General features: G+C 72.6%; 28 protein-coding genes. 12 read left to right on the top strand and 16 right to left on the bottom strand.

Features of this window, described 5'->3' with window-relative positions; translation table 11 throughout:
* Window positions 1–301 precede the first annotated feature (301 nt).
* Window positions 302–964, bottom strand: coding sequence for a serine protease (locus ACFWA9_RS00430; RefSeq protein WP_380382033.1), 663 nt, complete (start codon window positions 962–964; stop codon window positions 302–304).
* A 338-nt stretch (window positions 965–1302) separates the two neighbouring features.
* Here ACFWA9_RS00430 and ACFWA9_RS00425 point away from each other — a divergent pair, with 338 nt between their 5' ends.
* The gene (locus tag ACFWA9_RS00425) at window positions 1303–1959 is read left to right on the top strand and encodes a hypothetical protein (RefSeq protein WP_380382031.1); all 657 of its coding nucleotides are present in this window, start codon (window positions 1303–1305) and stop codon (window positions 1957–1959) included.
* A 281-nt stretch (window positions 1960–2240) separates the two neighbouring features.
* Here ACFWA9_RS00425 and ACFWA9_RS00420 read toward each other — a convergent pair whose 3' ends face one another.
* Entirely contained in the window at window positions 2241–3263 is a 1023-nt protein-coding gene (locus ACFWA9_RS00420) for a LysR family transcriptional regulator (protein ID WP_380382029.1), read from the bottom strand.
* A 133-nt stretch (window positions 3264–3396) separates the two neighbouring features.
* Between ACFWA9_RS00420 and ACFWA9_RS00415 the strand changes: the two genes are divergently transcribed.
* From ACFWA9_RS00415 to ACFWA9_RS00390, 6 genes are all read left to right on the top strand, one after another.
* On the top strand, window positions 3397–3723 hold the full coding sequence (locus ACFWA9_RS00415; RefSeq protein WP_380382027.1) for a hypothetical protein: 327 nt from the start codon (window positions 3397–3399) through the stop codon (window positions 3721–3723).
* Complete coding sequence (gene nadC, locus ACFWA9_RS00410) at window positions 3720–4640, top strand: carboxylating nicotinate-nucleotide diphosphorylase (protein WP_380382025.1); 921 nt, start codon at window positions 3720–3722, stop codon at window positions 4638–4640. The genes ACFWA9_RS00415 and nadC overlap by 4 nt, the downstream gene beginning before the upstream one ends.
* A complete protein-coding gene (locus ACFWA9_RS00405; protein WP_380382023.1) occupies window positions 4637–5500 on the top strand; it encodes a PhzF family phenazine biosynthesis protein in 864 nt (287 codons plus the stop codon). Before nadC ends, ACFWA9_RS00405 begins: the two co-directional genes overlap by 4 nt.
* 106 nt (window positions 5501–5606) lie before the next feature.
* Complete coding sequence (locus ACFWA9_RS00400; RefSeq protein ID WP_380382021.1) at window positions 5607–5900, top strand: DUF1330 domain-containing protein; 294 nt, start codon at window positions 5607–5609, stop codon at window positions 5898–5900.
* Between the two features lie 594 nt (window positions 5901–6494).
* Window positions 6495–7298, top strand: a complete 804-nt coding sequence (locus tag ACFWA9_RS00395; RefSeq protein WP_380382019.1) for a lipase family protein — start codon at window positions 6495–6497, stop codon at window positions 7296–7298.
* A gap of 315 nt (window positions 7299–7613) precedes the next feature.
* The gene (locus ACFWA9_RS00390) at window positions 7614–8171 is read left to right on the top strand and encodes a hemerythrin domain-containing protein (RefSeq protein WP_380382017.1); all 558 of its coding nucleotides are present in this window, start codon (window positions 7614–7616) and stop codon (window positions 8169–8171) included.
* 213 nt (window positions 8172–8384) lie between these two features.
* Here ACFWA9_RS00390 and ACFWA9_RS00385 read toward each other — a convergent pair whose 3' ends face one another.
* From ACFWA9_RS00385 to ACFWA9_RS00375, 3 genes are all read right to left on the bottom strand, one after another.
* Window positions 8385–9077, bottom strand: coding sequence for a DUF6766 family protein (locus tag ACFWA9_RS00385; RefSeq protein ID WP_380382015.1), 693 nt, complete (start codon window positions 9075–9077; stop codon window positions 8385–8387).
* An 85-nt stretch (window positions 9078–9162) separates the two neighbouring features.
* Window positions 9163–9558 carry a hypothetical protein gene (locus tag ACFWA9_RS00380; RefSeq protein ID WP_380382013.1) on the bottom strand — a complete coding sequence of 132 codons (396 nt, stop codon included), beginning with the start codon at window positions 9556–9558 and terminating at the stop codon, window positions 9163–9165.
* A gap of 433 nt (window positions 9559–9991) precedes the next feature.
* Window positions 9992–10528: a GNAT family N-acetyltransferase gene (locus ACFWA9_RS00375; protein WP_380382011.1), complete on the bottom strand. Its 537-nt coding sequence runs from the start codon at window positions 10526–10528 to the stop codon at window positions 9992–9994.
* Between the two features lie 647 nt (window positions 10529–11175).
* On the opposite strand from ACFWA9_RS00375, the gene ACFWA9_RS00370 reads away from it, so the two are divergent.
* Window positions 11176–11625, top strand: a complete 450-nt coding sequence (locus ACFWA9_RS00370) for an SRPBCC family protein (protein WP_329491774.1) — start codon at window positions 11176–11178, stop codon at window positions 11623–11625.
* Window positions 11626–11841: 216 nt separating this feature from the next.
* Here ACFWA9_RS00370 and ACFWA9_RS00365 read toward each other — a convergent pair whose 3' ends face one another.
* From ACFWA9_RS00365 to ACFWA9_RS00340, 6 genes are all read right to left on the bottom strand, one after another.
* Window positions 11842–12306 (bottom strand): DUF5709 domain-containing protein, encoded by a 465-nt coding sequence (locus tag ACFWA9_RS00365; RefSeq protein ID WP_380382009.1) that lies wholly within the window; start codon window positions 12304–12306, stop codon window positions 11842–11844.
* 283 nt (window positions 12307–12589) lie between these two features.
* On the bottom strand, window positions 12590–12793 hold the full coding sequence (locus ACFWA9_RS00360) for a hypothetical protein (protein ID WP_352291339.1): 204 nt from the start codon (window positions 12791–12793) through the stop codon (window positions 12590–12592).
* A gap of 47 nt (window positions 12794–12840) precedes the next feature.
* Window positions 12841–13065 (bottom strand): hypothetical protein, encoded by a 225-nt coding sequence (locus tag ACFWA9_RS00355; RefSeq protein WP_380382007.1) that lies wholly within the window; start codon window positions 13063–13065, stop codon window positions 12841–12843.
* 720 nt (window positions 13066–13785) lie between these two features.
* On the bottom strand, window positions 13786–14799 hold the full coding sequence (locus ACFWA9_RS00350; RefSeq protein WP_380382005.1) for an NAD(P)/FAD-dependent oxidoreductase: 1014 nt from the start codon (window positions 14797–14799) through the stop codon (window positions 13786–13788).
* A complete protein-coding gene (locus tag ACFWA9_RS00345) occupies window positions 14796–15317 on the bottom strand; it encodes an isoprenylcysteine carboxyl methyltransferase family protein (RefSeq protein WP_380382003.1) in 522 nt (173 codons plus the stop codon). Before ACFWA9_RS00345 ends, ACFWA9_RS00350 begins: the two co-directional genes overlap by 4 nt.
* A gap of 6 nt (window positions 15318–15323) precedes the next feature.
* Entirely contained in the window at window positions 15324–16391 is a 1068-nt protein-coding gene (locus ACFWA9_RS00340) for a type III polyketide synthase (RefSeq protein WP_380382001.1), read from the bottom strand.
* 79 nt (window positions 16392–16470) lie between these two features.
* Between ACFWA9_RS00340 and ACFWA9_RS00335 the strand changes: the two genes are divergently transcribed.
* Window positions 16471–17355 carry a UbiA family prenyltransferase gene (locus tag ACFWA9_RS00335; protein WP_380381999.1) on the top strand — a complete coding sequence of 295 codons (885 nt, stop codon included), beginning with the start codon at window positions 16471–16473 and terminating at the stop codon, window positions 17353–17355.
* Between the two features lie 991 nt (window positions 17356–18346).
* Here the strand turns inward: ACFWA9_RS00335 and ACFWA9_RS00330 are convergent.
* Complete coding sequence (locus ACFWA9_RS00330; RefSeq protein ID WP_380381998.1) at window positions 18347–19060, bottom strand: hypothetical protein; 714 nt, start codon at window positions 19058–19060, stop codon at window positions 18347–18349.
* Window positions 19061–19455: 395 nt separating this feature from the next.
* Here ACFWA9_RS00330 and ACFWA9_RS00325 point away from each other — a divergent pair, with 395 nt between their 5' ends.
* Window positions 19456–19845, top strand: a complete 390-nt coding sequence (locus ACFWA9_RS00325) for a hypothetical protein (protein WP_380381996.1) — start codon at window positions 19456–19458, stop codon at window positions 19843–19845.
* A gap of 491 nt (window positions 19846–20336) precedes the next feature.
* Here the strand turns inward: ACFWA9_RS00325 and ACFWA9_RS00320 are convergent, their stop codons facing one another.
* Window positions 20337–22322, bottom strand: coding sequence for an amino acid transporter (locus tag ACFWA9_RS00320; RefSeq protein WP_380381994.1), 1986 nt, complete (start codon window positions 22320–22322; stop codon window positions 20337–20339).
* A 418-nt stretch (window positions 22323–22740) separates the two neighbouring features.
* Between ACFWA9_RS00320 and ACFWA9_RS00315 the strand changes: the two genes are divergently transcribed.
* Window positions 22741–23001: a GlsB/YeaQ/YmgE family stress response membrane protein gene (locus ACFWA9_RS00315; protein ID WP_329491812.1), complete on the top strand. Its 261-nt coding sequence runs from the start codon at window positions 22741–22743 to the stop codon at window positions 22999–23001.
* 230 nt (window positions 23002–23231) lie between these two features.
* Here ACFWA9_RS00315 and ACFWA9_RS00310 read toward each other — a convergent pair whose 3' ends face one another.
* The gene (locus ACFWA9_RS00310; RefSeq protein ID WP_380381993.1) at window positions 23232–23780 is read right to left on the bottom strand and encodes an NIPSNAP family protein; all 549 of its coding nucleotides are present in this window, start codon (window positions 23778–23780) and stop codon (window positions 23232–23234) included.
* Window positions 23777–24253 carry a hypothetical protein gene (locus ACFWA9_RS00305; protein ID WP_380381991.1) on the bottom strand — a complete coding sequence of 159 codons (477 nt, stop codon included), beginning with the start codon at window positions 24251–24253 and terminating at the stop codon, window positions 23777–23779. Before ACFWA9_RS00305 ends, ACFWA9_RS00310 begins: the two co-directional genes overlap by 4 nt.
* Before the next feature lie 56 nt (window positions 24254–24309).
* Between ACFWA9_RS00305 and ACFWA9_RS00300 the strand changes: the two genes are divergently transcribed.
* Window positions 24310–25239, top strand: coding sequence for a helix-turn-helix transcriptional regulator (locus ACFWA9_RS00300; RefSeq protein ID WP_380381989.1), 930 nt, complete (start codon window positions 24310–24312; stop codon window positions 25237–25239).
* A gap of 111 nt (window positions 25240–25350) precedes the next feature.
* Here the strand turns inward: ACFWA9_RS00300 and ACFWA9_RS00295 are convergent, their stop codons facing one another.
* Window positions 25351–26328: a hypothetical protein gene (locus ACFWA9_RS00295; protein ID WP_380381987.1), complete on the bottom strand. Its 978-nt coding sequence runs from the start codon at window positions 26326–26328 to the stop codon at window positions 25351–25353.
* Between the last annotated feature and the right edge of the window lie 234 nt (window positions 26329–26562).

Below are 26562 nucleotides of genomic sequence, written 5' to 3'. Positions count from 1 at the left end.
TGTTACTCGTTCTTGAGGTCGTCACCCCGCTGTGCGCGTCGACGCTGCCCCGTGGTGCCGGCGGTCAGCGTCACCGCGGCGGCGGCACCGACCGGAACCACGGGGCGGACGGGGCAGGCTCTCGACCCGGAAGAGGCGAGCACCGTCGCCGTGGCCCGGGCGACCCGCCCAGGCGAAAGCGTGACGTTGTGGCCTTCCCTGCTCGGCCCCCAGGGCGCCGCGTCTGCCTGGGGGCCGAGCCTCGATCAGCCGTGCGACCCGCCGTTCGGCTCCACATCGGCCAACGGTTCGTCGATGTGGACTAGTTCGACCCGAAGACCGGGGAGCCCGACATGCCACCCCAGCCGAAGGAGTGGCACAACACGTGATCCATCCACTGGTGTGCGCCGGTCTCTGCACTTTCGCGCGGATTGGATGCCACTGTGCCACTTACGAGGATTGGCCGGTGCGCGGTGACATGGTCGATCGATGGATAGCCCGGGGTGATCACCTGGGCACCGACATGAACCCGCTGCTCGAAGTCCAGGTTGCAGGCGAGATTCAGGTTGCTCAGTTCAGTAAGGTCCGGGCAGCCGCCAGGAACTTTCGCCGTCTCCAAATCGATCAGGGCGATGTCGTGATCGCCGTCCGCGAACATGGGCTCAGGGGACTCGATAGTGAACCTGACCGGCTTCGCGTTGCCGGAGAGGTACGAGACTCCCTTCCACGCGCCCGAGTTCTGCACGAACCCCGCGACCTCAACCTTGTAGACGGTCCGAAGCCTGGACTTGACGAAGTCAGGGTCGAGTACATGCCGGTTCGTGACGAGGAAGCCCTTGCGATCCCCGGTGAACAGGCCGCTGCGCACGATGAAGCCCGTTCCGCTGACAACTGTCTTCGAAGGCGCGCCATCTCGCCCGTGGGTGTGCGCGGTTAGCCTAACCGCGGTGTACAGGTGCCTCGCATCAATCACTCCGTCCCACATGCCGAAGAGTCTGCCAGAACGGCGTAGTTGGTTAGGTCAGTTCGTTGGACGCCGGCCGCGAACTCGGCCAGCATGTCCGTCGCGGCTTCTACGCTCGGGATCATGACCCCCACCCCCATACCCCCCGAGCTTCAGCGTGTCCGTATCCAGGGCAGCGGCCCGACCGCCGTCCTTGAGGTCAACGGGTGCGAGGCCCAGGCAGGAGTAGCCGGATGGCCGGCGCCTACACCCTCTACGTCGAGCTTCAGGCGGGGCTGGCCGGTCTGACGACCGGGCTGCGCGGCGGCGTGTAGCAACTTCGCTCGTTCGACGGCCAGTTGTCGAGTATCCGCACGGAGGTGGAGCGGGTCGAGGCGGCCGCTGCCCGGCTCGGTCGGGCGCAGGTCGCCGCCGCTCAGGTCGCCACGGTGGCGCAACAGGAGGTGCGGGCTGCGGTCGAGCGGTCGGCGAGCGCCCAGCAGGCCGCTGCCGCAGCCGCCGGGCGGTCCGGGCGCGCGGAAACGGTCGTGGCGCAGGCCGCTGCCCGCGCGGAGGCCGAGCGGGCAGCGGCGATCGAGGCGACCACCCGAGTCACCCGGGCGCAGGAACTCGCCCAGACCATGGCCGCGCGTGCACAGGCCACGACCGGCACCGGCGCGGAGGCGGCGCAGCGCGCCACCCAGGCAGCCGCCGACGCTGCGACCCGAGCCGGTGAGGCACAGGCCGTCCAGGCCGGGTGTGCCACCGCCGCGCAGGAGAGTGCGGCGCGGGCGTCCGCGCTTGCCGAGCGCACCAGCGCGGGGGCCGCGCAGGCCGCTGTGGCGGCGAGTTCCGCGCGCAGTGCCCTCGCCGAGACGGAGGAGCGGGCGGCGAGGCGGGCCGCGACTGCCGCGACCGAGGTCGGTCGCGCGCAGACCGAGGCCGCCGCCGCGGCGCAGGCTGTCACCTCCGCCCGAGTTTCCGGGTCGGGCCCCCGGGCAGTTCCTCTTCAAGATCAGCGACGCCGGCGAAGCTGAGGAGGATCCGTACGTCCTCGACTTCGGCTACGGTTAAGGATTTGCCTTCGTCAGCCCCGATTGCCGCGAAGGACGCTCCTTCTGGCAATGCTCGTAGCCGCCGAGCTGGCTCGGCGGCGGACTCGTTCCTGGGGGCCCCGCGGACGGACCGGAACTGAGTGCTCGTGATGCTGAGCCCCAGAAGCCGGTGGAGGGCAGCGGGGGCATCTGGGCGGCAAGATCAATCGGTGCTGCCTTCCGGCGACCCCAGGTGCGAAGCCGGGCGCCGAGGCGGCAAGCGGTCAGCGGTCGTGCCGGCCGCGGGCTCGGGCGGGGCCAGGGCGCGTCGTGCTGGTTGCCGGCGACCGGATGGGCCCGGCACTGGTCGACGAGGTGGCGACCGGGGAGTTCGTCGCGTGCTGGCCGGCTCCGCCGGTACCGTCGTCGCCGGACGGCCGGCTGTCCGAGCGTGCCAGCAGGTGCGCCCAGGGGCTGTCGTCGGGGGTGGCCAGGAGGAAGCGTTCGCGTGGCGGGTCGGACGCGAAGGGGCGCCAGGTGATCCCGGTGTCCTTCGTGACGGCGGTCCGGGTTCGTAGGGTGATCAGGTCCTGGTTGTTGCGCAGGTGGTGGCGGTACAGGGCCCGGCTGTGCGCGTCGACGGTACGTAGTCGTGGTGACCAGCCGTGGCCGGCGAGGTGGGCCAGGACGTCCTCGGTGAAGTGCGGGTTGCGTTCGGCGGGGAACCAGAGCAGGTCCTGGCCCGCGAGGTCGGCCCAGGACAGGGCCGTGTGGTGGGCCAGCGGGTGGTCGGGGCGCAGGAGCACGCCGAGTGGTTCGTCGGCCAGGGTGAGCGTGGCCAGGCCGTGGATGTCGTGGAAGGCGCGCATCACCCCGAGGGCGAGGGTGCCGGTCCGTAGCAGGTCGAGTTGCTTCGGAGAGTCGGTCTCGGTGAACTCGACGTCCGGGGATCCGTCTTCGGCCAGGACCTGCGCGACCCGTGCCAGCAGGTGGTCCGGGACGGTGCCGCAGACCCCTACGCGTACCGGAGAGCGGGCGTCGCGTGCCTGCGCCAGCGACGACTCGATCTCGGCCAGGGTGCGTGTGGCGCTCGTGTACAGGATCCGGCCGCCCTCGGTGAGCTCCATCCCTTTGGGTCGGCGGTGGAACAGTTTGGCCCCGACCCGGCGTTCCAGGGCGCTGATCTGCTGGCTGAGGCTGGGCTGGGCGATCCGCAGCACCCGTGCGGCCTCCGTCATCGTGCCTTCCTCGGCGACGGTGACGAAGTAGCGGAGATGACGCAGTTCGACGCCTTGGTGGTCGTGCATGTCCGCTCCTTGCTCCCGGGATAGGTCCGAGCCTATGGGGTGGCCTCGTGGGTCTATTGGCGGGCAGCGGATCGCAGGGGTTTTGATGGGGGCACACCGTCGATCCGGCGGCTGTTGAACGGAGCAACACGTCATGGACGACGACTTTCCCCGCGCCGGCGTCGGGTTCGCCGCCGCCGCTGCTCCCGGTGGCGTCGTCGTCCTCGGTGCCGGTCCCGGCGACTGCGCCGCGGCCATCCGCGCGGCGCAGTCGCCGGGGCCGCGCACCGCGGTGGTCGGGGCCGAGTACGGGGGCGGCGGGTGTATCGGCGCCGGTGGTGTTCCGTCCGGATGTGGGATCTCACAGCAGATCGCCAGGCACATCCATGCCCACCCGACGCGAGCGAAAGCCGTCGAGGAAGCCGTCCAGGGCCTCGTCGGTCTGATGATCGATCTCCGAGAGGCGAGGAACCACCTATGAGGATCGCCGATTTCCCCGTGTCGGCGGCGCGGGCCAGTGTGGCCGCCGCTTTGACGGAGGACAGGGCCGACGGCGACGTCACCACCTTGTGGAGCGTCCCGGCCGATCTGGTCGCCACCGCAGAGATCAGCACCCGCCGGCCCGGCGTCGTCGCCGGAATGCCCGTGGTCCGCGAAGTCTTCGCCCAGAGCGCCCAGAGCGCCCAGAGCGCCCAGAGCGCCCCGGAGGTCGGGGTCGAGGCTCTGGTCGCGGACGGCGAACGGGTGCGGGCCGGGGACGTCCTGGTGCGGCTGACCGGGTCGGCCCGCAGCCTGATCACCGCCGAGCGCACGGTGCTGAACTTCCTGCAGCGCCTATGCGGCATCGCCACTGTCACCGACGCCTTCGTCCAGGCCGTGGCCGGAACTCCGGCGCGGATCCTGGACACCCGCAAGACCGCCCCGGGGCTGCGGGCGCTGGACAAGTACGCCGTCACCGCCGGCGGCGGCGGCAACCACCGGCTCACCCTGGCGGCGATGGTCCTCCTGAAGGAGAACCACATCACCGCGGCGGGCGGGGTGACCGCGGCGATCGACGCGGTCCGAAAGGGTATGGCCGATTCCGGGAGGAGCCTGCCGATCGACGTCGAAGTGCAGACCGTCGCGCAGGCCCGCGAGGCCATGGAAGCGGGAGCGGGCTGGCTCATGCTCGACAACATGGAACTGGCCGACATCGAAGAAGTGACGCGGATGAGGGCCGGCCGTCGCGGCGGTTCGAAGATCCTCCTGGAGGCCTCCGGCAACCTCACCCTGGACGGGGTTCGCGCCATCGCCGAAGCCGGCGTCGACCTCATCTCGATCGGGTCCCTGACACACAGCGCGCCCGCGCTCGACCTGACGATGCTGATCACGACGGACGCGGCGCCGTGCCCGAGGTGACGATCGTCGACGCGTGCCGGCGACAGGGCCGGGGCGGCAGCGCGACCGCCGTGCTCGACGACGCGCCCTTCACCGATGCCGAGCGACGGCACGTCCCCGCCGCGACAGGCACCTCGCACGCGGTCTTCATCACCGCGGTGGACGGCGAGGACCGGGCCCGAGCGTCGTATCGGCTCCGATTCTTCACCGGCGAAGGCGAGTTGCCCGCCTGCGGTCACGGCACGGTCGCCGCACTGGCGCTGCTCGCGCTGCTCCACGGCGGCGACGCCGACTACCGGGCCATGCTGCACACCACGACCCGCGTATTCGAAGGCCGGGCGACGCGGGAACACGACGACCTGACGGCCACGTTCGACCCGGGCCCGATCAGCCCGCGAGAGGCCGGGGGACCCGGACTCCGGGCGATCGCGACCGCCCTCGGCCTGAACAGCGAAACCCTTCCCGACGCTGCCCACGTGGCCTCACCCGGCCGGCCACGGCTCCTGTTGCCCGTACGATCGCGCACCGCGTTGGCCGAACTCCGCCCGGACTTCACGGCTCTGCGCGATGCCTGTGACCGCTACGGACTGCTGGGCTGCTACGCCTACTCGGTCCCCGACGCGGACGGCCGGGCGGCGGCCCGGATGTTCGCCCCGTCGATCGGCGTCCCCGAGGACGTCGCCAACGCCAACAGCACCGCGTGTCTGGCCGCGTATCTCGCGGATCAGGGCGTCACCGCCATCGCGGTCGACATGGGCGATCACCTCGGCCATCCGTCCACGATCATCGCCGACGCGCGGCGCGGCGCGTCCGGCACCCTGATCCGTGTGGGCGGCGCCGCGCAGATCGCGCGCGCCGTCCGCCTTCCCCGGCTCGACTGACACGAAAGCGACTCGCGGTGGCCGGCAGGCCGACCGGGCCGGCCGCCGACGCTCGTCCAAGACCAACCCGTCCATCGAATGCACTCATCCCCACACTGGAGGTTCCATGCCCAAGGGCTACTGGGTCAGCGTCTACCGCACCATTTCGGACCCTGACAAGCTGGCTGCCTACAACGAGCTGGCCGGTCCGGCCGTCCGGGCCGGGGGCGGACGGCTCCTCGCCCGCGACGGTCGGGTCGTGGCACACGAGGCCGGAATCGCCGCGCGCACCATCCTGATCGAGTTCGACAGCTTCGAGCAGGCCGTCGCGGCCCGCGAGAGCGCGGCCTACCAGGAGGCGCTGGCCGCCCTCGGCGACGGCGTCGAGCGCGACTTCCGCATCGTCGAAGGCATCGACTGACCGACCGTGCTCCGGTCGGATCCTCACCGATACAGCGGGGTCCCGGGGTATACCGGCCCGCTCCCGTGAACGGTGTCACCAGCTGGTTCCGACACGGCTTCGGGCCGCCTGGCCGGGACCGGCGGCAAGGGCGTGGCAGCGCGGGATGTCGCGGTCGGCGGTGTGGACGGCGGCCCGGCCCGCGGTGAGGACTCGGCCTGGGCCGGGGTGATGCCCCGGAGAGGACCGCCATCGCCAGCTCCAGGTCGAAGGCCGCCGATCCACACCCTGCACCGTGGCATCCGACCGGTCCCCTGAGGGATGGGCGCCCAGCATCTCTGACAGACCCTGAGAGGGTCTTCCCCCCCCGTGACGGCCGGGGGTGGCTCCATGTCCCGGCGCAGCGGCCAAGCGGCAGGATCCCTCCATGACTTCACGGCGAACAAGTACTCGGATCCTGGCGGGCGCGGCTGTCCTCGGCAGCGTGTCCGCGCTTGCGGTACCGGTCTCGGCGGCGGCCGACTTCCCCAGGGAGCGGGCCCAGGGAGCGGGCCCAGGGAGGGGCCGTCGTCTCGGTCGGGCAAGCGGCAGACCTCACGGCGGAGGAAGTAGGAAGTGGCCGGACGACTCCGGGGCGAGATCGACTCCACCCAGGTCCGCTACGGCGTGACCGCCTACCGGGTCACCTACCGGGTCACCTACCGCACCTCCGACAGCGCGGGTTCCCCCACGACCGCGAGCCAGCTCGTCGTTCTGCCCAGGAGTGGGGCGCGTGACCTGCCCGTCGTCTCCTGGCTGCACGGCACCACCGTCTACCGCAAGGACGTCGCCTCGGGGAATCCCGAGTCGAACGACCGGCTCGTCGCCCTGCTGTTGGCCTCGACCGGACGAGCCGTTTCGGCGCCCGACTACGTCGGCCTCGGCTCGGGTGAGGGCTTCCACCCCTACGGCGACCCCCGGGCCACCGTCGCGGCCTCGGTGGACGGCCTGCGTGCGGCCCGCACCGTCGCCCACCGCAACGGCCGGGAACTGCAGCGCAACGTCCAGGTCAGCGGCTTCTCGCAGGGCGGCTCCGCGACCATGCTGGTGGGCCGCGCGCTCCAACAGAAGGACACCGACCGCTACTTCCGGCTGGGGCCCTCGCCCCGGTCAGCGGCCCCTACAACCTCTCCGCCTTCGAGGCCGCCGCAGCCGACGACAGGATCAGGAACGCCGGCCTCTACCTGGCCTACTTGGCCACCGCCTGGAACAGGATGTACGGCCTCTACCCCACACCCGGCGATGCCTTCAAGCCCCCCCTACGCCGGTGACGTGGAGGACCTCTTCGGCGGCTACCACACCACCGAGGAGATCGCCCACGCCCTCCCGGCGACCTCCGAGGCCCTGTTCACCGAGGCCTTCCTGAACAGCCCCGGCTGACCGATGTCGGCGACGTCGACCACAACGGATCGGTGCTGCAAGCCCTGCCCCGGCTCATCAGGTTCTTCGACGAGACGGCCAAGCCAACCTGAAACCCGCCACCCACCACGACACCGGCCCGTCGCCCGCTCGGCCCGTCGCCCGCTCGGACCGGACCGGACCGGACCGGACCGGACCGGACCGGACCGGACCGGGGGAGTTTGCGGCCGCCCGATCCGGTGAGGAGCGGGCCACCGGCGAAGGCCCGCGAGGGAGCGGGAACGCCCTCCGGCTGGGCGCGGACCGACTCGCCCGCGGACGACGAGAGGCAGGACAATGGGACACGGCGGAAACGTGATCGAGGAACTGATGGCGGACCACCGCGAGGTGGAGGACATGTTCGGCCGCATCCGGGCCATGAGCGGCGGCGGCCAGGCACTGCGGGACGTGATCGACCAGGTCACCATCGAGCTGGTGCGGCACTCGGTCGCGGAGGAGCAGTACCTCTACCCCGCGGTCCGCGAGCACCTCGACGGCGGCGACGCCCTCGCGGACAGGGAGATCGAGGACCACCGCCAGGTCGAGGACCTCCTCAAGCAGCTGGAGGACCTGCGCACCGACGATCCCACGATGGGCTCGGTGCTCCGGCAGCTGATGGACGAGGTGTCCGCCCACGTCGAGGACGAGGAGACCAACCTCTTCCCGATGCTGCGCACGGCCTGTACCCCGGAGCAGCTGGACGACCTCGGTGACAAGGTCCGCCGGGCGAAGGCCATGGCCCCGACCCGCCCGCATCCGGCGGCCCCGGACAGCCCGACGGCCAGCAAGCTCCTCGGCCCCGGCGTCGGCCTCGTGGACCGGGCCCGCGACTTCGTGACCGGCCGCGGCAAGTAGGCCCCGACCGCGCCGACCGAACCCCGGCGGTTCCCTGTCACGCCTTGCCCGACGGGGCACACGCCCCGCTCGGTCGGGCAGGGCGTGACGGGGTCATGCCCCCGCCCGCACTCGTGTACCTCCGCGCGCCCGGCGGATCCCACCGGCTGGAGCGTCTCCGTGGCGTCCTCCGCCCGGCCCGGACGGGAGCCGCCGGTGGGCCGCCGGTGGGCATCAGCCTTCGACGCCGGTGGAGGTGTGGGCCGCGCCGACCGGCTTCGACTCGGGTGATCCGCGTTGGCGCAGGTAGACGGAGAGGATCGCCATGGAGGCGACCGCGAGGAGTTCGGACTGCCAGTTCTGCAGGGTGCGGTTCCAGAAGTCCGCGGACAGCACGTAGTCCCACCAGGTGAACGGCGCCTGGAGGTCGCGCAGCCGCCCGGCGTTGAACGAGGCCGTACCGGTGATCGACTGGGCGAACCAGGAGCCGACGAAGAACAGCGCCATCACCGTGCCGAGGGAGCGCGAGTACAGGGTGCGGCGCAGTCCGGCCGCGCGGGCCCAGGAGGGCGAGTCGGCGGTGGCGTGAGCGCCGACCTTCTGTTCGCGGTCGGACTCGGTACCGGGCCGGTCCAGGCTCTTGGACTCCGGGGACCCCCGTTGCAGCAGCCAGACGGTGCCGAAGATGTACAGGAAGAACTGCAGGTACTCCGACTGCCAGTTCTCGGTGACGTCCACCGCGAAGTCGGAGCCGGTCAGATAGCCTGCGACACCGACGGGCTGGAGATCGGCCGCGACGAGCTCGTTGTTCACCTCCGCCAGCCCCGCGGCGGCCTGCCCGACCAGGGTGAGCAGGAAGGCGGCACCGAAGGCCAGGGTGAGGCTGTTGTCGCGCAGGAATCGCCCCGCGCGGTCCGTGCGGCTCATCGGTGCAGCGCCCCGATCGTCGTGAAGTAGACCAGACCGCCGACGACGATCAGCACGCACAGGGCGAACAGGCTGCGCACCGGTCTCACGCTCCCTTGACCACGCACTTGTAGGGCTTGCGGGGCTGCGGGTCGCACCCGGCGGCGGTGATCTTCCATCCGTCCGGGAAGGCGGACAGGAAGAGGGTGTCGCTGTCCAGCACGGCGCGGGCCTGCCGGCCGTAGACGTCGACTCGGCGGACGTCCGCGGCTGCGGGCAGGTCGCTGTCGCCGATCGCCTGCTGGCAGCCCGTCTTGCTGCTGTCCTCGAGTTCCTCGCGCGTGCCCGGGGCGAGTGCGCCGCACAGCGCCGCGTTGTCCTGGCGGGCGAGGTCGGCCTCGAAGGCGCGTGCCGCGGCCGCGACCGCGTCCTCCCGGTCCGACAGCGACGAACAGCCGCACAGCACCGCCACGGCAAGCCCGACCTGAAGGCCCGCCCACATCCTGCTCCGCCCTGACACCATGCAGGGCAGTCGACCACGACCGGCCGCCCACCCGGGCGACGCGGGGCCGTCACACGACCGAACGAGTGGTTCGACGGAGCGTCACGAGAGTGCCCGCCCCCGCAGGGCTTCGCCTCACCGATGGCGCCGGCGGCCGGGCGAGCGGGGCGCCACCTCGCCGGCGAGCCTGGCCGGCGGCGCCTCGCACTCCTCGGGAGGCGGCAGGTCGGGCAGGAGGGGTGCCGGCCACTGCGGCGGCCGCGCCACGCATCGGGCCGTGACCCGTCGCGCTCACGGCTGCGCCGGGGCGCCGTCGCTGTATCCGCTGGGCCTGTCGCCGTACAGGCCCACCGGAGGTCGGGATGGGGGGACGAGCCGCCACTTCGCGGGGGAGCGGAGGGGCCGACGCGGGGCGCTTCGCCGGCCCGTCAGGCTAGAGGGTCGGTTGCCGGGGGTCGCTGCGGAAGCCCGGGTAGCCCAGGATGAGGACCTTCTCGCTCGGGTTTCGGACGTAGGGGATCACCTTTCCGGTGTCCTCGAAGCCGAGTCGTCGGTAGAAGGCCAGGGCGCGTGCGTTGCTCTCGTTGACGCCGAGGGTCAGCCACCGTGCGTCGGTGTGGTCCTGTGCGTGCCGGATGGTGGCCCGCACGAGGCCGGTGGCGGGGCCGGTGGCGCCGCGGTGGGCCGGGGTGACGTAGACGGAGCGGACGCACACGGTGTCCGGGACGTCGGGGACGGGCTCGATGCCGGCTGTTCCCACCCAGGTCCCGCTCGCGTCACGGGCCGTGAGGGTGGCACGTTGCCCGGCGGCCTCCGCGGCGGCCTGTTGCTGCCAGTAGGCGTCGGGGTGGGCGGCGGTGTCGGCGTGGGAGAGGTTGAAGGCGCCGGGGGAGTCCCGCAGCGCCTCCAGTGTGATCTCGCGGAACTCCCGCCATTCCTCGGCGGCTATCCGGTGTACGACGTAGTGCATGCGGTGAGCCTGGCACGGCCGTGGCGTGGCGGGATCACGCGCGAGGATGATCTTCGTCCGGCGGCTCCCCCGCAGGGTGACCCCCGCGGAGAGGGAGGCCGGCCGCAGCCGGCGGAACCGACGCTTGTGCCGGGCGGGTGGGGGAGCACGGCCGAGATATCGGGAGGCTCGTGACGGCCGAGATCCTGGGAACGCCGCCGTCACGCGAGCTTCGACCGCTGTCGGGGCGAGCCTGCCGTCGGGACCGTGACCCCGGCGGGTGGCCGCCGCCGAGACCGCGACGACGATCCGCGACGCCTGCGGGCGAACCGCGCCCTGGAACGCGTGAGGTGCCCGCTCCCTGGAGCGAGCGCATCGACCGAGACCGGCCCACCGTCCATCCCGAGGCCCTCACCTGCTTCCTCGGCATCGGCCCAGGGCCCCGGTGAAGGAGGACGGGTGGGCCCCGAGCTGCCCTTCGCCCTGCCGGTCGCCGGCGCGCTCGCATCGTCCGGGCCTGGCGGGTCTGGTCCAGGGCCTCGGATGGGTGGCGGCTGTTGCCGATCCGTCCGGAATGCGGCGGAATCGGTAGGGGTCGGGCATACCGGCCGGCGGTCGGGGCAGGCGCTTGTCCGACCGCGAAGCGATGCGAAGGCGAGTGAGCAGCGATGAGCAAGGTGCAGGAGCAGATCGACGTCGATGTGCCGGTCAGCACGGCGTACAACCAGTGGACGCAGTTCGAGCAGTTCCCGATGTTCATGGAGGGCGTCGAGGAGATCACCCAGCTCGACGAGCGGCACAACCACTGGAAGACGAAGATCGCCGGTGTGTCCCGGGAGTTCGACACCGAGATCGTCGACCAGGTGCCGGACGACCACGTGGCGTGGCGTACCACCAGTGGTGACGTGCGGCAGACGGGGATGGTGCGGTTCGAGCCGATCGACGCGACCCATACCCGGGTGATGATGGAGATGGACTTCCAGCCCGGCGGCATGGCCGAGAAGGCCGCCGACATGACCGGCATGCTCGACCGGCAGGTCAAGGGCGACCTCAAGCGGTTCAAGCACTTCATCGAGAAGCGCGGCACCGCCTCCGGCGGCTACCGCGACACCCTCTGACCCGGACCACGCCTTCAGCCGCCCCCGCCACACCCACGGATGTGGCGGGGGCGGTCGGCTGGTCGAGGTCATGTGCGAGCGGGGGCGAACCCGGAGGGACCGGGCAGCAGGTGCTGCCCGGTCCCTCACCGCTGACCGTCCCCATGGCCAGCCCCCAGTCGCCGGGATCCTGGCCCGGAACTGAGGGTGTCCGCCTGGGGCGGGCTCAAGCGATGGTCAGGGCTCCTCGTCCGGGACGATGTGGACGGCGGCTTCCTCGGCAGACGCGGCGCCTCCGTCGACACCGACATCCGTCGCGAAGGTACTCGGTCCGGTGGCCCGGGGGCGCAGCCGGCCCGCGCGGGCGGCGCCTACCTCCTCGTCGCGAGGCTCTTCGCTCGTGTCGGCGGTCTCGTCGGTGCCGTCTGTGGGGTCCTGGGCGGGGACGGCCAGCGTTGGGTCCGGGACCTCCTCGGCCAGCCGCTGGTCCAGGCTCTCGCCTTCGTTCTGCTCCGCCGCCGTGGTGCCCTGGTGTTCGACGGCGAGCGGCCGATCCGGCGGGGACCAGCCCTCCTCGTAGGGACCGGCGGCGCGGTCGAGCAGGGTGTCCTCCGGGTCCAGGAGGCCGGCGTCGTCGCCGACATCGGTTGTGGCATCGGGCTGGTAGACGTCGTCGCCCCTGGCGTCGTCCGTTGCGGTCATCATGTCCGTCCTTTCGTGGGGCTCGGGCTGTGCTTGCCGGGCGCCTGCCCCGGGGGCCCGGATCGGTCCCCGGTTCCCTGCCGGTCCGGCTGCCGCTTCCCGACCGCCGCTCCTGGCCGCTTCCTGCTGCCGGGCCGTCGGTGCGGGTGCCGGCGGTGGACCGTGGTCTTCCGGCGGTGTCCGGGTGCCAGCCCGGCGGGCCGGCACCTTCGCCCACTTGGTGGCGCCAACCCTCACCGCTCAGGTGGGGCCACTGGACTTCCTTCCGGTCAGGACCGGAAGGTCAGCGGCTCGACTCCTCCGGGGCCGGTTTGTCGTCGGGGCCCAGGTGGCGGGTGGGCGTCGGGTCGGCCGTGGTGGCGTCTCCCTGTCGCTCGTCCAGGTCCTGTGCTTCGTCCTGTGTGCTTTCGTCGCCCTGCGCGGCAGTCGGGCCGTCCGGTTCGCGCTCCGGGTCGTGCTCCTGCTTCGCGTCGCGCTCGGTGCTCATCGGATTCCGGTCCTTTCGTAGGATGGTCGGCGCCTTCTGCGGCCCGCTCAGGGCGCCACCGTGTCCGCGGCCGGCGCGGCGGGCGGCTCGTCCTCGGACCCTTGCCCTTCGGGGCGGCCCTGCGGGCGGTCGTCCGTCTTGGCGCCCGGCCCCGCCACCCGGCCCGCGTCCTCACTCTCCAGCGCGCGCCGGATGCGCTCGGCGGCGGAGCCGACCGCGTCGTCGACGTCGCCCTCGCCGCTCACCGAGGTGTTCTTCGCCTGCTCGCCCATGTCGCTGTGCCCTCTCCGCTGTGTCCGCGCCCCGGTCCGTCCCGGGGCGGTGATCGTCTACGGGTGCGGCTGCCCAGGCCGCACCGCCTCACACCTGCGGACATCGGCGCGTAGGCCCGTCCGGCGGCTCACCGGAGGCCGAGGGGGCCGGTGATCGTGCGGCCACGGCTCGGCCCGCTGCCCGTACTCCTCCCGCGCGGCGTCGAGGCGGCCGGTGACCACGGACGCGGGGCGCGCGGCGCGCGGACGGTGTCGGTCAGCACCCGCTCGACACCGCGTCCGAGCACCCGCCGGGCCTGGCCGAGCCGCTGTCCGGCGCCGGCGCGATGCACCGGCCGGGGCGGGCGGCGGCCCGGTCGGTGGCGAGCGCCTCATCCCCCCGGACCCGGCTCGCCCGGGCGTGCGCGGCGCGCGGATCCACGACGCGGGAAGTACGCCACCAAGGAGGAGGCCGACCAGGGCGTCGGGTCGGCGAGGGCGGGCAGAACGGCTGCGACGTCCCGCCGGGCGCTCTGGGCGGCTGCCTCCGTGATCCAGGCGGCCGCGGCCGGCTCCGACCGCCGGCGGATCCCGGCAGGGCCGGCCGACCCCGGCTGCCAGGACGAGGATGCGGACAGACCCGGAACTGGCTGCCCGGGGGGGTGCGCGTGCGCAGCGCGTTCGGGGCCACGAGGTGAGGGAACCGACTCGCCGGCACCATCGCCACGGACGTCATCACCGTCAGGTGAGGCGGTTGACCAGGGCGGTGAAGAGCGCGGGGGCGCGGGTGGCCAGGGGGACGATCCGTGGGGCCAGGAGCGGGTTGACGCGGGCGCGTACCAGTGCTCCGGTGAGCAGGCGGTGGTCGCGGGTGGCGCGGCGCCAGGCCCGCTCGTAGTCCAGCGGCCGGCCGGCGCGTACGCAGCGCACCAGGTGGGCCGCGCCGGTGAGGGCGAGCGAGATGCCCTCGCCGGTGAGCGCGTCGATGTAGCCGGCGGCGTCCCCGACCAGCAGGACGCGTCCCGCCACCCTGGCCCGTACCCGCCGGCGCATCGGTCCGGCGCCGCGCACGGCCGAGCCGCGGTGGGCGGTGAGGCGGTGAAGGAGTGCGGGGAACGCGGGCAGCAGTGCGTCGAACGGCAGTCGCTCGCCGGTCAGGACGGCGACGCCGATCCGGTCCGGGCCGAGCGGGGTGACGTAGGCCTCGCCGAGTGCGGACCAGTGGACCTCCACGCAGTCGGTCCAGGGCGCCACCGCGAAGTGCCGTCGCAGTCCGTAGCGCGGGGGTCGCGGGTCGGGGCGTTCCAGGCCCAACTGCCGGCGCAGGGGCGAGTGCAGGCCGTCCGCGGCGGCCAGGTAGCGGGCGGTGAGTCCGGCGGCGGTGATGCTGTCGCCGTCCTGGTGGACGGAGGTGGCCTTCCCCGCCAGCACCGGCACGCCGAGTTCGGCCGCCCGGCGGGACAGCGCGGCGTGCAGGACGGTGCGCCGCACGCCCATCCCCGCCTCGTGGCGGAACCTGCCCTCGGCGCGATGGCGGTCGTCCAGGTAGCGGATGCCGCGGATCGGGTGGCCGACCACCGGCACGTCCAGGGCGGCCAGGGCGCGGACGGCCCCGGGCATCAGTCCCTCGCCGCACGCCTTGTCGATCGGGGCGGGACGTGGTTCGAGGACCACCACGTCGAGCCCGGCCAGGGCGGCGTGGATCGCGGTGGCGAGGCCGGCGGGGCCGCCGCCGGCGACGAGGAGGTCGATCACGTCGACGCCGTGGCGCAGCCGGCCAGGGCGTCGTTCTCGCAGCGCAGCCGGGTGGCGAGCAGGGGGAGGTTGAGCAGGGTGAAGGCGGTCGCGGTGAGCCAGGCGCCGTGGACGAGGGGCAGGGCGGCGCCTTCGGCGACGACGGCGAGGTAGTTCGGGTGGCTGAACAGCCGGTAGGGGCCGGTGCTGACCAGCGGCAGGTGGGGCACCACGATGACCCGGGTGTTCCAGCGCGGCCCCAGGGAGTGGATGCACCACCAGCGCAGCGCCTGGGCGGCGAGTACGAGGATCAGCATGGGCAGGCCCAGGGCCGGCAGGAAGGGACGGTGCGCGAGGTGGACCTCGGCCAGACAGCCGGCCAGCAGTGCGGTGTGGAGCAGGACCATGACGGGGTAGTGGCCGGAGCCGTGTTCGACACCGCCGCGTGCCCGGCTCCAGGCGGCGTTGCGGCGCGCGACGCCGAGTTCGGCCAGGCGCTCGACGGCGACCAGGAGGACCAGCAGCGTGTACAGGGGCATCCGGGCTTACCAGCGCAGGAGGACGAGTTCGGAGCAGAAGCCCGGTCCCATGGCGAGGAGCAGACCGGGGCCGCCGGGGGGTGGTGGCGGGTCGTGGGCGAGGGTGTCGCGCAGAATGTGCAGGACGGAGGCGGAGGAGAGGTTGCCGACCTCGGCCAGTGAACGCCGCGTCAGTTCCAGCGCGCGGCCGTCGAGCCCGAGGCTCTCCTGCAAGGCGTCCAGGACCTTGGGTCCGCCCGGGTGGGCGACCCAACCGGTGACGTCCGGCGGCTTCAGGTCGTGTTCGGCGAGGAAGGACCGGACGTCCTCGCCGACGTGCAGGCGCACCAGTTCGGGTAGTTCGGCGCCGAGGACGATGGTGAAGCCGCTGTCTCCGATGTCCCAGCCCAGCGCGCGCTCGGTGCCCGGGTACAGGCGGCTGCGGGTCGCCGCCACCCGTGGCCCCGCGAAGTCCCCGGACCGCGGGTGGTGGCGTCCGACGGCCACCAGGGCGGCAGCGCCGTCGCCGAACAGGGCACCGGCCACCATGTTCGGCACGGAGGTGTCGGCGCGCTGCAAGGTGAGCGAGCACAGCTCGACCGAGAGCAGGACCGCGACGTGCCCGGGATGGCCCTGGAGGTAGTCGTGCAACCGGGCCAGGCCCGCGGCGCCGCCCACGCAGCCCAGCCCGAAGATCGGCACCCGCTTCACGTCCGGCCGCAGGCCCACCCGCCCGGCCAGCCGGGCCTCCAGCGAGGGCGCGGCGATACCCGTCACCGAGGTGGAGACCACCAGGTCCACCTCCTCGGGCGCCAGACCGGCCGCCGCCAGGGCACCGCTCAGGGCTTCCTCCGCCAGCCGCAGCCCCACGTCGATGAACAGGTCGTTGGCCCGACCGAACCCGCCCAACTCGCGGTAACGCTCCAGCGGCAGAGCCAGGTGGCGGGTGCCGACCGCGGCGGTGGCGTGCAGCCGTTGAAGGACGCCGCGCTGGGCGTCGGACGCCGCGCACATCGCCGTCAGGGCCTCGGTGATCTCGCCCTGCTCGTACCGGTGCGGCGCGAGCACGCCGTGGACAGCCGCGATTGTGGTCACCGGCTCACCCTAGACGTGATCTGATACTTCATCATGAAATGACCGCCAGTCGGCGATTTGCCCGATCTAGCATGAGGACGTGCACACCACCGGAGTCCGGCCCGCGGCAACCCCGACCGTTCAACCGCAGTCCAGGAGGGGCGCAGCGGCCCGGGGGCTGCTGGCCGCCTCCCACGCCGCCCCCGCGCTGGCCGTCACCGCCGTCGTCACCGCTCTCGCCGTGGCCTGGGGGCGGGGCACGGGGGGAAGCGCGCTGGTGGCCTCGGCGGTCCTGACCGGGCAGCTGTCGGTGGGCTGGTGCAACGACCGGATCGATCTTCACCGCGATCTCGCCACCGGCCGCACCGACAAGCCGCTGGTGGCCGGCGTCGTTCGCCCGCGGAGCGTGGCCGCCGCCGCCGGGGGCGCACTCGCGCTGTGCGTCCCGCTCTCGCTGGCGGGCGGACTGGCGGCGGGCGCCGCCCACCTCGTCGGGGTCGCGGCGGCCTGGTCCTACAACCTGGGCGTCAAGCGCACGGCGCTGTCGTGGCTGCCCTACGCCGGGGCCTTCGCGCTGCTGCCCGCCTTCGTCACCCTCGCGCTGCCCGGCCACCCGTGGCCTCCGGCGTGGGTGACGGCGGCCGGCGCCCTGCTCGGCACGGGCGCTCACCTCACCAACGCGCTTCCCGACATCCCCGGCGACCTGGCCACCGGTGTGCGTGGTCTGCCCCACCGCCTCGGCCCGCACCTCACCCGCGCCCTGGCCGCGACCCTGCTGCTGGCCGGGGCGGCCGCCCTCGTCCTGGGACCGCCCGGGCCCCTCACCACCACCGACCGGGCCTGCCTCGCCGCCACCGGCACGCTCGCACTCACGGTCGCCCTCCCCACCCGCGACCCGCGCAGCCGCCTGCCCTTCCTCGCCAGCCTCGCGCTGGCCGCCCTGGACATCGCCCTGCTCCTGCTGCGCGGCACCCCTCTCACCTGACGGCGGCACGCGCGGCCTCGTCACACCGCACCGCCTCGCTCACCGTCCGATCCTCCGGGGGTACCGCGTCGCCGGGGCGGTGACCGGTGCGCGGGTCGGGAAGGACGGATTGGGCCATTCGGGCCGTGTCGGGGCCTGGGCCGTCGCGCAGGTCGCCACAGGTAGCCGGGAGCACGGCCCGGCGCATCGTCGGCGGGTGATCGGCACTCATTTCACAGCGCTTGGCTCGCACGGCGGAGATGCTGAGTATGGCGCCGGGTGAGCCGACGTCGGGCGATGGCCGCTTGCGGCAGACTGCTCCTGCCGCGCGCGGGCCGCAACCCGGCGATGACGAAGATCACGGCGAGAAGCAAAGGCGCTGACAGAAGGACGAGGACGGGCATCATCGGACTCCTCACACAAGTGGTCGAGCACGTATCCGGTCTGTGCACGAGAGACAGCCACGGTCGCCGTCCGCTCGTACGGCGGCGGCCGAAGTCAGAACTGCACTGTCCGGGCTCGATGGCGGCCAGGATGGCCCACTGCATCGGCTGATCCGGCAGCGAAGCGGAGAGTGGCACAAGGGGCCGGCCTGGCCGGCGTCGAGCCCGGAAGGGGTGGCGCGATCAGCCGAGTCATGAGAGTCATAGCCGCCTCCGCGCGCTGGTCCGGTGTGGTGTGGAGATCACTTGCCCGCTGAGAGGGCGCCCAATCCCGGTCGTGAGACGCGGCGTTCGGCGTGCCGTGGCCGGCTCCCGCAGCAGACGCACCCCGCGCACGCACCCGCACGCACAACCGGACCGGCCGCGACTCGGCACGACAAGGCCGGTGGGCCGCTCCCACAGACGTCCGCTCGCTCCGCGCGGCCGTACGAAGGGCGGGGAAGCAGGTGACCTTCGCACTACTGCGGCCGGACGCGCGGGGCGTGTCCCGGGGCCGGTCGGAACGAATCCGACCGGCCCCGAAAGATCCACCACCCCAGCGGCGTTCGCCACCCGGCAGGTGCGCGGGGTCAGCTCGTCGGCAGTGCCTCGAACAGGCCACGGCCCGCACGCTGTGCCCGGCCGGCCTTGACGAGCCGTTCCAGGGTCGTGCGGACGTTGTCGTCCGTGCTGCCGGGGCTGAGGGCCGCGGAGACCTCGCCCGCCCGCACCGGCTTGCCGGCCGCGGCGAGGGCGTTCAGGACATCGTCGGCGATCCCGCGGGATCGCTTCGGCGCCGTCGGGGCTGCCGGAGCCGGCGAGGCCGACTTCTTCGCCGGGGTCTTCTTCGCGACCCGTGCCTTGGGCTTGCTCTCGGCCGGGCCGGCGCCGGCTTCGGCGGCCGCAGGGGTGGTCCCGCGGGGCTTGCGTGCGGTTCGCTTGGCGGGCGCCGCCTTGGTGGCGGGCGCCCGGCGTCGGGTTGCCTTCTTCGGTTCCGGTTCGTCGGCTGCGGGGAGCGGCCCCGCGGCGGCCCCGGCCGGCTCCGGCTCCGCTGCCGCCGGAGCTTCTTCGGCGGACACGGGTGGGGGAGTGGCAGGCTCGGCTGTCGTGCCGACGGAGGGCCGCAGGGCCGCGTCGGCTGCGAGCAGGCCGTCGAGGGCGACCCGCAGCGAGGTGACGTACGCGGCGACTCGCTCCAACTCGCTTTCGAGCGCGGCTTTCTGCTCCTCGAGCTGGGAGAGCTGGCCTTCGACGAGCGTGATGGCGGCTGCGACGCCGGAGTTCGTTTCGACGGAAGGTGCCAAGGGGTGACCTCACTCACATGTGGGAACGGCGACCGCCGTACGGATGATCGCCTTCCTGACGCGCCTGCCCGCTCTGCACCCGGGCAACCCTGCAGGGAGCCGGGGACAGCAGCGAACCTCACGGGCTGTTCGAACATCCGTCGAAGGTGGCACTCGTGTGCCCGATCGGATCCCGAAGGGGCCTCGAAGAGTTCGGCCTTCACGACACCGCGCTCCCCGAACCACCGCGGCTGCGCCATGCCCGGGACCAGCTCACCACCCGGCCCCACCGTCCGGGTGTCTTCCACCCTCCACCTGGACGGTGATCGTGCCCGGCCCGGCTCCCGCCTCGGATACCGTTCTCCTACACGGGGTGCCCTAACGGATGTGGCGCCCCCTACGGAGGTAGCCAGCGTATGAGTTCCAAGCGCAGCCAGAACCCAGCCCTGCCCACTCTCGACGACGCCTACCGGCTCGCGTCGGTCAAGGACACCGAGGAGTCCGAGCGCGACGTGGCCGCACGGCTGGCCACCACCGAGCTGCGCCGCGTCTCCCACCCCGGCCGGGTCACCTGGGATCCCATCGATCAGGCCGAGCCCGTACCGGCTCCGCCGACCGTGGTCGACGGCGACGGGGACCTGTGGCTGAGGGACCGGGGAACTGGCACCTGGACCATGCCCGAGTTCGACCCGAAGACGTTCCCGGCCCGCTGTGGCGAGGTCCTGACGTGGAGCGAGCTCTCCTGTGAGTACGGCCCACTGACCGCACTGGCCGACGACCGCCACGTCGGCGGCCGCCGCCGCTGACCGTGCGGCCCTCCGGGTCGACCGCGCCCCGGAAGGACACCGACCCGGCCCCGACCGTGGCCCTTCTCCCCGATCCGGAGCGGATCTGGCCACACCGTCCGGCGGGTTGTCCAGGCGGTGTGCCCGCGCTTCGAGGTGCCGCATGAGCCTGCGGGCAGGCGAACCACCGCCCCGGGACGCCTGACCGGTGATGCCCTGGGAGCAGCCCCGCAGCAGTGGTCGAGGCGGAGCGCACCTGCTGGTGTCTCCGCCCGCGCTTGCGCGGAATACGACATGTCGGGAACACCCTTCTGCCGTCGGCAGAGCGGACAGCGAAGGGCCGCCACCGATTCGGTGGCGGCCCTTCGCCGGTGTGGCGGTGAGGGCTTGTTCGGGCGAAGGGAGAACCCGTGCGGACTCGGCACTCCGGCTGGGCCGGTGGCCGCCGCCGCCGGAGCAGCCGGGGAGCGCCTGGGAGGTGCCGGCTCGGGGCGGGTGCCCGGGCTTCGGGGTCAGCCGCCGACGTGGATGCCGGGTCGACGGGCGGGGTCGGGTTCGTGTTTGCGGATGATCTCCCGGGTGACGGGGGCCGTGTCGCCGCGGCCGAGGAGGAAGTAGCGGAACATGTGCTTGAGGGGGCTGCCTTCGGCCCAGGCGAAGTAGCAGTGCGGTTGGACGCCGGTGGAATCGCGCAGAGCGAGCAGGATCGCGGCGATGGCGTTGGGCGCGGCGGGGGCTTCGGTGCGCAGGACGCGGTAGCCGTCGACCTCCACGCCGTGGACGGTGAGGGTTTCGCTGAAGTCGGAGGGGTCGACGACGTCGATCTCCAGGAACAGCACGTCGGCGGGTCCGGGCACCGGGTTGATGCCGCGCTGCTCGCGTTCCTTGTCCTCGTACTCCGCGCGGTCGCCGGCCTGGCGGCGGTTGGCGATGATGTTGATGGCCTGGTCGTGGGCGAGGGTGTCGGTGACGAACCGGCGGGCCGCCGGGTCGAGGACGATGCGGTCCGCCCGCAGCTCGGTGGTGCGCGAGACGCGGGAGATCAGCGAGACGGTGATGATGCCGAGGATGAACAGGCCGGAGATGGCGATGCCGTCGGGCTTGTCGACGATGTTGGACACCAGGGCGTAGAACAGCACCGCGGTGAGGAGGGCGAAGCCCGCGGTGGCGGCACGGCGGCGCCGGCGCAGGGCGGAGACGGTGACGGCGAACGCGCCGGAGACCATCATGGCGAGGATGCCGGTGGCGTAGGCGCCGGCCTGCGCGTTGACGTCCGCGTCGAAGGCGATCGTGATGAGGATGCACAGCGCCGTGTAGACGAGGACGACCGGGCGTACCGCGCGTCCCCATTCGGGAGCCATCCCGTAGTCGGGCAGGTAACGGGGGACGATGTTGACCAGGCCCGCCATGGCGGAGGCACCGGCGAACCACAGGATCAGGATGGTGCTGACGTCGTAGACGGTGCCGAACGCCTCGCCGACCTTCTCGTGGGCCAGCCACGCCAGCGCGCGTCCGCCGGCCGCGCCGCCGGGCTCGAACTCCTTGTGGGGGATGAGGACCGTGGTGACGAAACTCGCGGCCAGCAGGTAGACGCTCATGACGACCGCGGCGGTGGTCAGCAACTTGCGGGCATTGCGGATGCGTGCCTCAAGCCGCTCGGCTGCGTTCGCGCCCTCGGCGGCCACCAGGGGCATCATGCTCACGCCCGTCTCGAAACCGGACAGGCCCAGCACCAGAAGCGGAAACGCCAGCAGCGCCGGTTCGGCCAGGCCGCTGAAACCGCCGCCGCCTTCGGCCAGCGCGTCCGTCCACGCCGACCAGGCCCCCGGCGTGGTGAACACGTCCACCAGGCCGACGGTGACGGTCACCGCGTTGAGGACGAGGAAGACCGCGACGAGGGGAATGGCGACGGTGACCGCCTCACTGAACCCGAGCAGGAAGACCCCGCCCAGCAGGAGCAGCAACCCGATGGTGAGGGCGACCTCGTGGCCGTGCAGGGCATCGGACAGGTAGGGGTTCTCCACCAGGTGCACGGAGGCATCCGCCGACGACAGCGTGATGGTGATGATCCACGACGTGGCGACGAAACCGAGCAGCACCAGAACGAACAGTTTGCCCCGCCAGAACGGCAGCAGGTCCTCCAGCATCGCCACCGACCCCGCGCCGTTGGGGCTCTCCCGCGCGACCCGCCGGTACATCGGTAGCATCCCCACCAGCGTCAGCAGCACGATCAGCAACGTCGCCAGCGGCGAGACCGCTCCAGCGGCCAGCGCGGCGATGGCCGGCACGTAGGCGAGGCTGGAGAAGTAGTCCACCCCGGTCAGGCACATCACCTTCCACCACGCCTGCGGCTCGGTGTGCCCCTCGGCGGCCGCCGGACCCACCGGCTGCACCCGGTGGCGCAGCAGCCACCGCCCGACGCCTCCGGTCGGCTGCGCCCGCGGAGCAGCGCTCTCCACCACTTCCGGAACGGCCAGATCGGCCGGACCCTCCTTCATTCCCCCATCACCCTTCGATGCTCAGCACACCGCGGCAGTCGCCGTGGCCAGGTGAGTATGCGCTACCCGGCAACCGTCCCGAACGGGGGGGGCAGGCCGGGACGCGCCGCACCGGGAGCCTCCTTCCCCGCCGCTGCCGGCCCACCCCCGTGAGAAGCGAGCCTCCTGCCGACCCGCGCCGCCTGGACGGGCCCCGGGTCGGCCACGGACCGGGCAGCGAGGGCCGCGATGGAGGAAGGGAAGGCCGGCGCCGGCCGCCGGCGGGTCGGCCGGCGACCCCGAGCGGTGGGACACCTCGGCCGCCCAGGCCCGGTGGACGGGGTGGGAGACCCGTCAGGAACGGGTGTGCGGCGGCCCTGACGGGGAAGGCGGGGCGCATCACCGGACGGTCATGCCGTACGCGCACAAGGAGAAGATCATGTCGTTCATCTGGGCCGTTGTCGCGGGTCTCATCATCGGCGTACTGGCCAAGCTGGTCATCCCCGGCCGCCAGCCGATTCCCCTGTGGCTCACCGTCATCCTGGGTGTCGTGGGCGGTCTCATCGGCAACGCGCTCGCCGGCGCCTTCGGTGTCGCGGACACCGGCGGCATCGACTGGATCCGTCACATCTTCCAGATCGCGGCCGCCGCCGTCCTCATCATGGTCGTCACACCCCTGTGGGGCCGCCGACACGCCTGACCGGCGCCCGCCGCTCGCGGTGCCCCGTCGCCCTGTTCGGTCGGCGGGGCACTCGCATGCGCCGGAGCCGGGTGGTCGGTCGGGCAGGCCCCCGACGCCGGTTGGTTGGCCGGTGCGGGCGGCTGCCGCTCCGGGACAGCCGGTGGGCGTGACCCGGATCGCGCGGCCGGTGCCTCAGGTCACCGCGGTAGTCCTGGCCGGGCGGCTCCCCGCCTCGTGGCAGCACGATGTCAACTCGTCACGGGCTCCAGTCGCAGCCGCCGGATCGGCCAAGGTGGTGGCTCGGCCGCGCCGAACCAGACCCGCACGTCCACCCCGGTGCGAACAGGCAGGAGGGGGAAGTCGTTCTCGGCGTGCTCGGTGCGGTGCAGCGCATGGCGCCGGTCCAGGTGCCGGGCGGCGTACGCGTCGAAGGCCGCCGCGTCCGACGGCCGGCAGAGCGTCGCGACCACCTCGCGGGTGGACGGCTCCGGTGCGAACCCCGGACCGCGCAGCAGCAGGACGTCGTCGCTGTCGACCATGGTGGCGTTGGCGGCGTCGCGGTGCTCGCGCCAGATCGTGCCGGTGTAGAAGGCCTCCAGCGCGTGCCGGCGGTGCGTCATGTCGGGGAACGCGCGCAACCAGACGAAGCGGTCCGGGTCGTCGAGGTCGCGGAACCGGCCCCCCATCGTGATGCCGGCCGCCTGCTGGCCGGTCACGAACTCGCGCTCGAACAGTTCGATCAGCGTCTCCCGGGCGCCGGGACGCAGGGTGTACTGCCGGAGTTCGACGATGCTCATGCGCCGGCCGGCCCGGTGCGGGTGAAGTCCATGATCCAGTTGAGCTCCCGGGTGAGGCCGCCGTCGCCGGAGAACTCCTGCTCCCAGCGGGCGGCGTCCGGGCCGAGGCGGTACCAGGTGAAGTGCACCCGGATCGGGCGGCCGTCGTAGGTGTCCTCGCCGTGGAAGTCACCGCGGTCGCCCGTGAACGCGCCGACCACCGGGGGATCCAGCCGGCCCGTCCGGCTGTCGGACCAGTAGATCGACCACAGTCTCGTCCCGTGGTCGAACAGCCGCAGGGTCACGCCCTGGCGGCCGAGGGTGGGGAAGGTGATCTCGTCGATGTTCCCGGCGCCCCCGAACAACGGCTGGATCACCGAGTGGCCCGGGAACTCCTCCCAGGTGCCGGCGCCCGCGCCCGCGCCGCCGAGCGGGGTGGTGAGGCGCCGGTTGGCCACGTGCCAGGAGCCGTGCAAGAAGTCGAAGTCGTTCATGCGCCGCAGGTTAGGGGCACTCCACTGACATCCGCTGTCAGTGGATAATGGGGAGCATGCGTGCGAGCCGGCTGGTCACCCTTCTCCTGCTGCTCCAGAACCGGGGCCGGATGACGGCCCAGCAGCTGGCCGCGGAACTGGAGGTCTCCGTCCGTACCGTCTACCGCGACGTCGAGGCGCTCGGGGCCGCCGGTATACCCCTGTACGGCGACGCCGGGCACGCGGGCGGCTACCGGCTGGTCGAGGGCTACCGAACCCGCCTCACCGGGCTGACCGCGGACGAGGCGCAGGCCGCCTTCCTCGCCGCACTCCCCGGCACCGCCGCCGAGCTCGGCCTCGGCGAGGCACTCACCAGCGCCCAGCTCAAGCTGCGGGCCGCCCTTCCCGCCGAGTTGCGCGAGCACGCCGGGCGGATCCAGGAACGCTTCCTGCTCGACGCCCCGGGCTGGTACGGCGACGCCGACCGCACGCCTCACCTGGCCGCGATCGCCGCCGCGGTGTGGGCCCGGCGCGCGGTGGTCCTGCGGTACCGGCGCTGGCGGGCACCGCAGGAGATCGAGCGGCGAGTGCAGCCGTACGGACTCGTACTCAAGGCCGGCCGCTGGTACCTGGTCGCAAGCGGGCCGGCCGGAATCCGCACCTACCGGGTCGACCAGATCGTTCGGCTCCGCCCCCTGGAGGAGGAGTTCGTCGTCCCGGACGGGTTCGACCTGGCCGTGCACTGGAACACCTACCTCGCGGACTTCCGAGCCCGGCTGCACACCGGGGAGGCTCTGGTACGGCTCACCCCGGCGGGAGCCCGCCGGCTCGGCGTGACACCAGCAGGTGACGGATGGACGGAAGCCCGGGTGCCCATCGAGTCCATCGACCACGCCCACGGAGAGTTCCTCCGGCTGGGCACCGACGTCGAGGTCATGGCACCGGCCGAACTCCGCGACCGCATCGCCGAGACGGTACGGACCCTGGCCACCCGCTACGGGGGATGACTCCGGACGGAGGGATCCCCGGGGGTACTGCTGTCGGCGGTGTCGTGCGAGCGGCAGGGTGCGCGGGGGAGGGCCCGGCCGATCGCTTCGGCCGGGCCCTCCCCCTGTGTGTCAGGCCTTTCTGCGCGCAGTCTTGTAGAGCTCGGCGGTCAAGGCGGCCACCTCCTCCTGCGAGACGCCCTTGCCACCCTTCATCGCCTGCGCCAACTCGACGACGTTGGCGCCTCCCAGCGTGGAGTAGTCGGACCAGGCGCAGACCGGGAACTGGAACTCCGCAGGACCGCCCTTCGGGGCGTCGGCGTTCTTGTCAGGGGTGACTTTCACGTCCTGGCACTTCATGAGCGCGCCCTCGAAACCGTCGGGCTTCACGGCCCTGGGTTCTCCGAGGCGCTCCAGCTTGAGACCACGCGCTTTTCCGTCACCCTTCAAGCCTTTCTTGGTGACGTTGGCGAAATAGTTGTCCAGCGCCGTGGCGGGGTCCGGGATGTCGCCGTAGAGGCCATCGAAGATCAGGCGCTTGCCTCCCACCTTCGCCGGATCGCCGGGGTCAGTGCTTGCCGCGTTGTAGATCCCGGACACCGCCTGCGCGTTGTTCACACCGACGCCCGCCGCCTCCTTCTTCTGCTCGGCGTTCAACTCTCCGGGCGCACTGGCCGGGCCCGATTTCTTATAGGCATCGACCGACTCCGGAGCCACGAGCGTGTAGCCCTTGCTGTCCGCGGTGACGTCACCGTGGCCCGCGCCCGCGCCCGCGCCCGCGCCCGCGCCCCCGCCGTCGTCGCCGACCACGACGTACGCGCCTCCCGCGATCACCGCGAGGGCGACGACCACTCCGGCGATGATCAGGCCCGTCCTCTTCCCCGCGGCCGGCTTCGGCGGCGGGTAGCCACCCGATGCGCCGCCGTACGGGAACTGCTGTACGAAGGGGTGCGGTTGCTGGGGCGGGCCCCAGCCCTGCTGGCCGAGCGGCTGCGGTCCGGAGGCCGCCGCCGGTCCGAACCCTCCGGGCTGGCCGGGTGGCTGGGGGCCGTAGGGGCCGGGCTGGCCGGGTGGCTGGGGGCCGTACGGGCCGGCCTGGTCGTCACTCATGTGCACCGTCCCCGGTGGTAGGGGTCCACGGCCGCCGAGCAACCTGCCGAGCGGCGGTGTGCGACCCGGAGGCGGCGCAGAAGCTGTTCCAGGCGCGTGCGGCGTGGGCCGTGCCGGCCGGCTTGTCCTTGCCGGACGCCAGTCCCCGGACCTTGGACCAGGGGAGTTCTTGGTGGCCCCCCTTCACCTTCTGTGCGGATCCGTCGATGGCGAGGCGGAGACCGATATCGGACG

The organism is Kitasatospora sp. NPDC059973 (assembly GCF_042737525.1).
Taxonomy (GTDB): domain Bacteria; phylum Actinomycetota; class Actinomycetes; order Streptomycetales; family Streptomycetaceae; genus Kitasatospora.
Note: the sequence above shows the minus strand (reverse complement) of the source record. Positions and strands in the feature narration are given on the sequence as shown.